Source organism: uncultured Tyzzerella sp. (genome assembly GCF_963558545.1).
In the GTDB taxonomy this organism is placed as follows: Bacteria; Bacillota; Clostridia; order Lachnospirales; family CAG-274; genus Tyzzerella.
On the sequence record NZ_CAUWHO010000059.1, the window covers coordinates 1 to 10714 of the forward strand.

General features: G+C 32.9%; 12 protein-coding genes. All 12 read right to left on the reverse strand.

What is annotated here, in order from left to right; all coding sequences use genetic code 11:
• Positions 1-144: 144 nt before the first annotated feature.
• Positions 145-2718 (reverse strand): calcium-translocating P-type ATPase, PMCA-type, encoded by a 2574-nt coding sequence (locus tag R5Z65_RS08630; RefSeq protein WP_317368563.1) that lies wholly within the window; start codon positions 2716-2718, stop codon positions 145-147.
• Between the two features lie 1523 nt (positions 2719-4241).
• Positions 4242-4676, reverse strand: a complete 435-nt coding sequence (locus R5Z65_RS08635; RefSeq protein WP_317368564.1) for a hypothetical protein — start codon at positions 4674-4676, stop codon at positions 4242-4244.
• A 24-nt stretch (positions 4677-4700) separates the two neighbouring features.
• Positions 4701-5231, reverse strand: coding sequence for a hypothetical protein (locus R5Z65_RS08640; protein ID WP_317368565.1), 531 nt, complete (start codon positions 5229-5231; stop codon positions 4701-4703).
• Positions 5232-5312: 81 nt separating this feature from the next.
• Positions 5313-5879, reverse strand: a complete 567-nt coding sequence (locus R5Z65_RS08645) for a hypothetical protein (RefSeq protein WP_317368566.1) — start codon at positions 5877-5879, stop codon at positions 5313-5315.
• Between the two features lie 74 nt (positions 5880-5953).
• Positions 5954-6355: a (deoxy)nucleoside triphosphate pyrophosphohydrolase gene (locus R5Z65_RS08650; RefSeq protein ID WP_317368567.1), complete on the reverse strand. Its 402-nt coding sequence runs from the start codon at positions 6353-6355 to the stop codon at positions 5954-5956.
• A 12-nt stretch (positions 6356-6367) separates the two neighbouring features.
• Positions 6368-7126 carry an HNH endonuclease gene (locus R5Z65_RS08655; protein ID WP_317368568.1) on the reverse strand — a complete coding sequence of 253 codons (759 nt, stop codon included), beginning with the start codon at positions 7124-7126 and terminating at the stop codon, positions 6368-6370.
• Between the two features lie 16 nt (positions 7127-7142).
• Positions 7143-8156 carry a hypothetical protein gene (locus tag R5Z65_RS08660; RefSeq protein WP_317368569.1) on the reverse strand — a complete coding sequence of 338 codons (1014 nt, stop codon included), beginning with the start codon at positions 8154-8156 and terminating at the stop codon, positions 7143-7145.
• A gap of 24 nt (positions 8157-8180) precedes the next feature.
• A complete protein-coding gene (locus tag R5Z65_RS08665) occupies positions 8181-9014 on the reverse strand; it encodes a hypothetical protein (protein ID WP_317368570.1) in 834 nt (277 codons plus the stop codon).
• A 12-nt stretch (positions 9015-9026) separates the two neighbouring features.
• The gene (locus R5Z65_RS08670) at positions 9027-9221 is read right to left on the reverse strand and encodes a helix-turn-helix domain-containing protein (RefSeq protein ID WP_317368572.1); all 195 of its coding nucleotides are present in this window, start codon (positions 9219-9221) and stop codon (positions 9027-9029) included.
• A 132-nt stretch (positions 9222-9353) separates the two neighbouring features.
• Positions 9354-10013, reverse strand: coding sequence for a recombinase zinc beta ribbon domain-containing protein (locus R5Z65_RS08675; RefSeq protein WP_317368574.1), 660 nt, complete (start codon positions 10011-10013; stop codon positions 9354-9356).
• Between the two features lie 56 nt (positions 10014-10069).
• Entirely contained in the window at positions 10070-10285 is a 216-nt protein-coding gene (locus tag R5Z65_RS08680; RefSeq protein ID WP_317368575.1) for a recombinase family protein, read from the reverse strand.
• Positions 10286-10360: 75 nt separating this feature from the next.
• A partial coding sequence (locus R5Z65_RS08685; protein WP_317368577.1) for a recombinase family protein occupies positions 10361-10714 on the reverse strand: 354 nt, incomplete at its 5' end.

The following is a 10714-nucleotide window of genomic DNA, read 5'->3' on the forward strand; positions in this document are numbered from 1 at the left end:
CAATACACATAACTATTCGCTAAATGAAACTTTAGCGAATAGTTATGTAATAATAATGAAATATTCTTATATATTATATAATAATAAAAAGTATCTAATGTATAGCTAGATACTTTTTATTATTACAATCAAAATAATTAATTATTATTTATCTTTATTGATAATTTCTTTTATTATTCTAGTTACTTGTATTATTATTGTTGGTATTAAAGATAACCATAAAACATATAATAAATTATTTATACTTAAAGGTTCTACATCAAATAACCCTTGTAAAGCTGGAATTAATAATACAGATAATAACAATACAAATCCAATAATTATTGCATATATTATATATTTATTGCTAAATATACCTTGTTTTAAAATAGATTTTCTACTTCTAGAATTAAAACTATGCCATAACCTAGCTAAGCATAATGTGGAAAAAGCCATTGTACTAGCTGTTTCATTATTAGTTTTTAAACCTATATAAAATGCTATAATAGTAAATATTCCTATATTTAACCCGTGTAAAATTATTTCTCTAAAAAACTCTTTTGTTAAAATATTTTCGTCAGATTTTCTTGGCTTTTCTTTTATAATATCCTTTGTAGGATTATCCATACTTATAGCAATTGCTGGCAAACTATCTGTTAAAAGATTTATAAAAAGCAAATGTACTGCACTAAATGGCATTGGTAAAGCCATAATAGATGTATATAAAACGGACAATATACCAGATGTATTGCCAGACAATAAAAATTTTATAGAATTTTTAATATTTGCATATATATTTCTTCCATTTGCAACAGCTTTTATAATTGTTGCAAAATTATCGTCTGTTAATATAACAGATGCAGCATCTTTAGATACATCTGTTCCTGTTATTCCCATAGCTATACCAATATTAGCACTTTTTAAAGCTGGAGCATCATTTACGCCATCTCCTGTCATAGCAACAATATTACCTTTTTCTTGCCAAAGATTAACTATCCTTATTTTATGTTCTGGAGAAACCCTTGCATAAACAGATACTTTATATAATATTTTGCTAAGCTCTTCATTAGACATACTATCAAGGTCTGTACCTGTTAAAGACATATCACCATCTTTAAATATACCTATTTTTTTAGCGATAGCTGTAGCTGTTACCTTATGGTCACCTGTTATCATAATTGGTAATATACCTGCCATATGGCAATCTTGTACAGCTTGCATAGATTCTTCTCTTGGAGGGTCTATCATAGATATAAGCCCTACAAATGTTAAATTATGCTCGTTTTCAAAATTTATTTCTATATTATCAATTTGTTTTTTAGCAAAAGCTAAAACTCTTAATCCGTTTTCACTCATTTTTTGATTTATATTTTTAATATTTTCTATATCTTCGTTTGTTATAGGATATACTTTTCCATCTTTTAGTATATTGTCTACCCTATTTAATATAACATCTATTGCCCCTTTAGTAAGCATAACATATTCATTGTTTAGTTTATAAACAGTAGACATAAGTTTTCTATCAGAATCAAAAGGTATCTCGGATAATCTTTTATTTTCTTCCATTATTTTGTTATAGTCAAATCCATTTTTTATATAACTTTCTACAAGGCTTGTTTCTGTGGGATCTCCCGTAGCCTTACCATTTGATATATAAGAATCGTTACATAAAACACTTATTTGTAAAAGGTGTTCTCTACTAGACTCTCCTATAAAATATTCTTCTTGAACAGTCATTTTATTTTGAGTTAAAGTACCTGTTTTATCTGAGCATATAACAGAAACACAACCAAGCCCCTCAACAGCACTTAGGTTTTTAATAATAGCATTTTGTTTAGCCATTTTTGTTGTACCAATAGCTAAAGCGATAGTTACAATAGAAGATAATGCTTCTGGAATAGCAGCAACTGCTAAAGATACAGCAAACATTAAAGAATCTAATATAGGCATATGCCTGTATAAGCTAAGTGCAAATACAACTAAACATATAGCTATTATTATTATAGATAACTTTTTACTAAAATTATCAAGGCTAACTTGTAAAGGCGTTTTTTTATTTTTAGTAAGGTTCATTAATGTTGCTATTTTACCTATTTCTGTTTGCATACCTGTACTAGTAACTAGTGCTACACATCTACCATAAGTAACTAAAGAAGATGAAAAAATCATATTTTTTCTATCACCTAAAGAAATATTTTCTTCTTCTATTTTTTCTATAAATTTATTTACTGCTTCAGATTCTCCAGTTAATGCACTTTCGTTTACTTGTAAAGAAAAACTTTCTACAACCCTTGCATCTGCTGGTACAACATCTCCTGCTTCTACTACTATTAAATCCCCTATTACTAAATCTTTAGCTAATATTTCTTCTCTTCTTCCATTTCTTATAACCTTAGCTACTGGTGCATACATATTTTTTAAGCTTTTTAAAGATTGCTCTGCTTTAAAATATTGTACTGTACCTATTATAGCATTTAATATTATTACACAAAATATTACTATGCTACTTTCAATATTACCTGTAATTATAGATATAATTCCTGCTACTATTAATATAATGATTAACAAATCTTCAAATTGAGATAAAAAAACTTGTAATGGGCTTTTTTTCTTTTCTTCTTGAAGTACATTATATCCATACTTTTCATACCTTTTAGGTAATTCATCATTTTTTAAGCCTTCTTTTTTAGAATTTAATTCTAAAAAACTCTCTTCTACACTTTTATTATAAAAGTTCATATATTTTCTTCCTTTCTTTTAAAATATTTGATAGAAGACAAAAATAGCAAGACTTCTATCAAAATAATTTGATAAAAGTCTTGCTATTTAAAGTAAATGCGAGTTAAAAAACTGTAATGACGCAAGTTACTACAAGATGAATCTTGCTAGCTACTCCCTTTTTCAATACATCTAATGTATCATAAAAATATATATATGTCAATATTAATTTTTATTTATTTTTTAAATCCTATAATAATGTAATATAAAATATTACTATAAAAATAATACATTAGATTTTTTAGCCAATTCTTCTATTTTATTTAAATAATAATAGTATATATCTTCAGTATTTTTTACATCTTCAATAATTTGTTTAGTTTCATTTTGTGTTAATTTTATATAACTTTCATCTTTTTGAGTATAGTATATTTTTTGATAATATTTTTCCTTTTTTATATTTAACTCTTCATAAATTATTATGTATTAAAATAATACTATTTTTTAATACATAACTAATATTCCCAATTGTTGCCCCATTAATTATATTAGCTATAAAAGTTGCACTAATTAAATTGATAGGAATATCAATAAATCGAATTAGTACATTAATGATAGTTAATTTATTCAAGTTTCTTTTAATTAAATTGTAATAACTATCCATTTTTAATAATATATCTAATTTAATTATAATAAATTACAGATATTATGTTTATTAATATTATTATCAAAAAATTTATCCAAATTAGATATTTTCTCCTTTAAATAATCCATTTTATTTCCATTTATATTTCTTTTAAATCATTAATTTCACATAAGCAACATTCATTAGGTAAAAACCCATAGGATTTTATTTTTTATAAGGTGTTATTGTATAATCTAATAATCCTGCTCCATATCCTAAACACATATTATATTTAACTAGGTTTATACGCATTAGTAAATTTATGAACTGTTTTATATTAGATTTTATTAGTAACTATTACTTTTAATAAAACTAATCAAATTTACCACATATTTAGTTAAACTTTTATTTAATTGACATAAAACAATACCTGGTATTTCCATCTATACTAAAACCAATATTAATTTTATTATTTGTATATGGTGGATTTATTGCAATAATATCAAATCTAGAGCAAATAATCTCCTTGAAAAATACTTCATTGATGTTAATATATCTTTATGCCCTTTTCAATCCGTTAATATTAATTTATATGATTTAATATAACCACTCTATCAACTAACCTTGCATATTTTTAGCCAGTCAACTCGACTCTCATTTTCGCTATTTCATCATATCCACAAAACGAAAAAATCTGAGAGCAAGAAAATAACTTTAAGCTCTCAGAAATGCCTTATTTTAAAGACTTTTTAAGTATTTAGTTCTGTACTTTAGACAGCAATACCACGCATTCGACGTGGCTCGATACGACAGGAAGTACGTCTTTGTAGTTTTTAACACTCTGTCCGTATGCCCAAACATATCGAGCACGTTTTAACAGTTGCCTTTTGTTATCGTTATATAGTAGTCATGTTTCACGTTAAAGCACGTGCACAGGACGCACAACCGACAATCTATCTTCGCTAATCAAATTGCCCTTTAAATACTTTTCAAAAATCCCAAGAGATAAAAACGTCACTATCCCATCAGTATCTTGAAATTCTATTTCTATCGGCTTAGAGGAAATAAATAACATATGAACTGATATGTCATCTGCTTCATTAATGAAACTTTTTATTTTTTCTGGTTCATTCATTACCAAGTCGTATCGTTCTCTGCAATGCGTATAGTATCCACCTTTTCCAAATATTTTGTTATAATCGTTCACTAAACCACTTGAATTTAAGGAATCGGAAAAATACTTTGATTCTATCAGAAACAATTCCTTCTTATCTGCAACATAAAAAACTATATCATAATCTCCATAATTTTTTTCTTTTTGCCCAAAGATTCTCTGGTAGTCAACATTTTTCAAATCTATCGTTCCAGAATAATTAGATCAAAGGATTTCTTGAATCTTTGCGACCAGAATATTCTCTGATAAATCTTCGTTCCTTTTTTCCATGGCTTGTCTTAATTTATCAGTCTTATTTGGATTTGTGTAACACATACCACCATTGCTAAAGTATGAAACCCATAATTGCTTTGCTTGTTCTAAAGCTCCATAATTAATCAAAACATTTCCATCATCTAATCCAATGAATGGCCTAATCTCATGACGATATTTGTTCGCTCCGATTATCCATATAATCTCTTCATTTTTTCTAAGGTGTTTTTCAAGTTTTTCTCTTGTTAATACAAAACTATTATAGCATGCTTCTCCATCAACCCTGGGATTGGTGTAAGAACCACATAATTTGATAAAATGTTCTTTTGTAATTACAGTTAATGATTTGTAGTCCCCTCTTAACTGATCTTGTTCAAAAGACTGAAGAACCGCAAGCCATAGTAAAAATTCAACTTTATTGGTATCGTAGAATCCTTTACCAAATTCAGTAGAATTTGCATCTGTTGTTAATGGGATATCCACTAAATCACTCTGATTTCCGGTTATTACAGTATCAAAATAAATTACCGGATGATATTTCAGTACTTCTGTAGGATTATCGTCCTATAGTGTAATATCCAATCCATAAAAAGTGTTTTGCACACTTAAATCTTTTGATAACATCAATAACGATATTGCCTGTGAAACAAATCCGTAGATATACATGTCAATTAGTAGGTCTCCATCCATTACAAATTCTTTTTTGACGTTTAAATTTTGGCTACATACATCATGTTGCAACAGCACACAATTTTCGATCCATATATTGCATGCATCAATTATATGTCTCTGGATATTTCTATTATTTTCAAATAATTTAACTGCATCTTCCGAAGCATTGCTATTCTTTACAAATTTTAAACGTATCTCCTTTTCCTTCAAGTATTGGGAATGCACTTCACCAAATATGAAGTAAAGTTTCAACAACATACCATACGTACTTTCGCTTTTAATACGATGTATCATTTTTGCCTGAATTGAATCAGAAATATTCATCAGCAAGCTTATAGCATCATCTCGATTGTCTATAGTCGTTATTTCATCACCAAAGTATGACGTGTATTTCTTTTGTATCATTCTATGTGAAATACGAAAATCTTTCCAAAAAGATCTCCCTCCAAAAATAACCATGTTTTCATTTCTCCTTTTGGGCCATAAAAAGAAATTCTTATATACAAGTTGTAAAGTCTTTATCCATGAATTACTTATTCCATTCGCTTTTCTATTTCCGCAATCAACGTAATGTCCGCCGGCAACCACTGAACATCATAAAGAATGTTCTTTGTAAGCCAACGTGCTGATTCTGCCTCCAGCAGCTTCAGATCTCCTTCAATCACTTCACACCAGAAACAATCCATTGACAGGTGAAAAGTTGGATAATCATATTCAATAGTACCAATCAACTCTCCAACCTTGATGTCCGTTTCCAGTTCTTCTTTTATTTCTCTGATGAGGGCTTGCTGCGGTGTTTCTCCGGCTTCTACTTTTCCACCCGGAAACTCCCACTGGTCCTTAAATTCGCCATAACCTCTAGCTGTAGCAAATATCTGCTTTTTTTCATCGAGTGAATCGCAAATTACTGCCGCTACTACCTTTACTGTTTTCATAGCTGCCTCCGTTTAAATAAACTCAAGCAGCTTATTATTCATGCAAAACTCATAACCCATTTTCTTAAGACCTACTTTATCAAACTCCACTGCAATAGAAGTTCCTTCAATAGCTGTAATAACTCCGTTTCCAAAGGACTTATGCTTTACCTGCTTTCCAACTATATCAGCAGGAATAACTACAGGCGGCTTTGGTTCAGGCTTAGGAATAACAGGTTGCATTACAACTGGTGTTTTTCCTTTATTCTTTTTTCTATCTGCCAGCATTTTTGCGTATTCTGCATCTACGTTTTTACCACGAGACTTATAGTCTTCCATATCCTTAAAGACAAACATCTGTGGCTTCTGAACATCATTATCCGGCACTGGACGAATAGGGAACATCCAAACCATTCTGTCATTCCCATCTTCGCCAGGTTGTGTTTCTGTATAAGGCTTGCTTACCAGCTCGATTCTTCCACAATAAATATATTCGCATGCGTCTATTACCTCAAACAGGTGTACATCAACACCGTTTTTTCCGCACTCGGCTAATGTAGCATTCTGTGCCCAGTTAATATCCTGGTCACCGGATTTTCCCATACCTGTATAATGCAACACGCCACCAATCCACTTATCGTGATAAATTCCTTTTGTATAATCAGATACAATAACAAGCGTATTGGTAGTTCTTGAACGACGCATTCCGCCCATATTACCACACTTGAAAATCTCTACAATATCTGCGTTTTTTAATATTTGTCCTATTTTTAATCCCGGATCGAATGCCATTATTCACACCTCCTCATTAAGTCCAGCTTTTATCTTTGAGTAATTCGGCTAGCTGCTCGACTTCAGGTATTTCATCACTTCCTAAAAGAGCAGATAAGTCAAAGATTCTTGTTCCCATAGAACCGCCAGATGATATTTTCTTAAAGTCTGTTTCATAAAATTGTTCAACAAAGAAATATCTGTGCCCCACTGTTCTTAAATCATATCCATGAGAATCGCCATCAGCCATTGCCTTTGCAATTATCTGTTTACGTTCCTCTGTTAGCTCACCGAACTCTGGAGTATATTTAACGCCTGATTCTGTTTCAACTGCAGTAATGCGAGCACAAATCTTTCCGATAGCGCGCACACTCTTTTGCTTATATAAGCCAAGATAGTCATGAACCCTAAAGCCACGTTCCGACTTATCATAATAAATATTGTTTCTGATATTAAAATCAATTGTTGTACCTGCAAGTTGCATACGCAGATACTTCCAGGAATCAGACACAGGTATCAAACCATCTTTATAGCAGTATTTTAGGTAATCCTCCAGCACATCTTGCATTTCATAATCTCTATCATCAATAAAATCACCGATAGCATTCGCCATCATTTTAAAGGTTGTATTGATGTGGATTACCGGATACGTCTGAGTCTCGTTATATTCTTTTAACTGCTTTTCAAAATCAGCCAGCTTTTCATCTGCCATCAATTCTGAAGCAAGTGTTATCATTATCTTATTCTTTTCATCACCAAAGGACTTCAAATGTCTCATCAGCTGGTCATAATAAAACCAATCTGTCAGTTTTGTTTCTACAACAATTTTAAATCCCTTCTGGGTAATCGTTGCATCAGGTATGCTATCTATACTCTTTTCCTGTAATGTAAAAACAAGCTCAGGTTCAAAGGAATCAGCAAAGTATTCTGATTTCAAAAATCTAAAAAACTTATCCGATGAATATGAGTATAAACGTGACAAAAGCAGCATTGTATTCGCTGTTGCTACGTTTTCTTTTTCATGGTATCTCTGGAAATAATGTATCTTCATTATAACACCCTACCTCCGAAATTCTTATCTATTTAGGTACCACACATAATGGTCGAATTTTCTTTTTCTGTTTTCTACAGTTATACCGAGCTCATCTAGCTTACCGGTTATGTAGTCATTGTAGTCCTTGTAATTAAAGCTATCCTGCCATCTTTGAATCTGGCCCCTTGTTATACCATCAAAATATCTTGGAAGATATTCCTTTAAAATCGTATCTAAGATTGAAAAATCATCTCTACCATATAAATTGCTGTTATGGTAGCAGCAATATTTTAAGGCAAACGAAAAGAGATTTATTTCCCCGTTGCTACGTGCAATGATATTTACAACCTCTGGATCGCCATTCTTTATTCTTTCATCAACATCCGGAATGGCCGCTATAATTTCTGCAAGCTCTACCATACTAATCTTGCTCTTATGTTGAGATAAATGTGTGGAATTAGTAATATCAATAAGCCCAACCTTCATAGCTACCACATCCGGATCTGTGTTTAACGGAAACTTCTTCAAACACCTTGTTATCAAATCCGTTTCCGGACCATAGTTATTCGTCCCCTGAACCAAAGCCTCCACCTCTTCAATAGCCTCATTTGATACAACATCACCAGAAACATCTCTTGGTGCCTTTTTGTTAGCGGTGCTTACTTTTTCAGGTGCTTTAAACGCTTTACCCGTTAATGAGTAATATGAAGGATTGCTTCCAGTACGAATAACAACTCCTTGCTCCACCAGAGCCATAAGTGCTGAATAAACATTAGGCCCATGCTGTTTATCAACATAGATACCCTCCGCTAATGCACTCTGTGTCATAGCATTATTCAAATTAAGCAAGTTTACTATATCTTCCTTCCGGCTCATCCGCGCACCTTCTTACTGTTCCTTAGTCTTTATATATTTTCCACTTTTGACTCTCTGGTAATCTGGTTTTTCTGCGTCAGCAGGAATGGCCCAATAGGAACCAATCTTCAGTGCACCAGGGATACGACCTTCAGTGCATAGCACTTGTATTCTTCTAATTGAGATGCCCCATTTATCGGCTGTCTGCCTAATTGATAAATATTCCATTCTTGCACCTACTTTTCTTTGCCTATGGTTACTCCATATATTATATACCAAACCACGAACAAAATCAATCACTCCACAAGAAATGATAAAAAGCGACAAGCCCGAAAGCCTGTCGCTATAGTCTATTTGTCATTATCTTTCTATATCCAAATCCACACCCGCTTTGAAGCAAACAGTGAACTTATCTTCATACACCTGTATTTTATCAATGTATTTTCTTACCATTGACTCGTCATATTCTGTCAGCTCCTGGTTGGCTTCTTTTAAGAAGCCCTCTAATTCCTTGATACGCTTTTTGAAGCCTTCCGTTTCTGCCTTTACCACCAAAAGATCCTGCTTCTTATCTCTGAGTAGGTCAATTTCATCCGCTAAGGTGGTGTAATCTTTTTTCGCATAAGCCAGCTTCACCAGTTCTTTTTGCTTTTCCGAAAGCACCGCATTTATCTTTTTCAACTCACCGGCGTTATCGTCAGCCAGCGCTGTTTCAATATTCTGCATCAAAATGTCTAGCATTGATGAAGAGCTTCTCAGTAGCAGATTTATGGCTTTTACCGTAGTTTGCTGCAGCTCTGTTTCTTGCACTGTCGGTGCATCGCAGGCTGCTGGTCCATTTTCCACTCTGGTGCAGCAGCGCCATACGATGGAGTGTTTGCCTCGGTTATTCCATGAGATTCTGCGGTAAATGTCGCCACACTTTGAACAGGTGCAAATGCTGGAAAGTGCATATTTGCTAGAGTAAACTCTTTTCTTTTTGCCATCCTCACCGCTAAATAGGTTAGCCCTGCGCACCATTTACTCCTGGACCTGAGTGAAGATGTCTCTTGGAATAATGGCTTCCTGGCTATCCTTCACGTAATACTGCGGAACTGAACCGTCATTCTTGATTCTGGTCTTTTCAATGAAATCTGTCGGGATAGTTTTTGCAGAAGCGCGTCACCCATGTATTTTTCATTTTGAAGAATATCCTGGATTGTACTAAGGTGCCATTTGTAACGTTTGCCTCCAGTCTTGATTTTATCTCGTTCCAGCCCATTTGCTATATCTCTGAAACTGGCGCCATCCAAGTATTCTCTAAAAATACGTCTTACTATCTTGGCTTCCTCTTCTTCAATAATCAGGTTTCCTTCATCATCCTTTGTCTAACCCAGGAAGTGATTGTGGTTAACTTGTACCTTTCCGTCTTGGTATCGAAACTGCAAGCCTAGCTTTACGTTCTTAGATAATGAAGCTGACTCCTGCTGCGCTAAAGAAGCCATAATCGTTAGAAGCAGCTCGCCGCTGGCCTCAAGCGTATTGATGTTTTCCTTCTCGAAGATAATGGCGATATTCTTTTCCTTAATCTGTCTTACGTACTTCAGGCAGTCGATGGTGTTTCTGGTAAATCGGCCGATGGACTTGGTAATGACCATGTCGATTTTACCGGCCATGCAATCCTCAATCATACCGTTGAAGCCTTCACGTTTCTTAGTGTTAGTGCCAGAAATACCGTCATC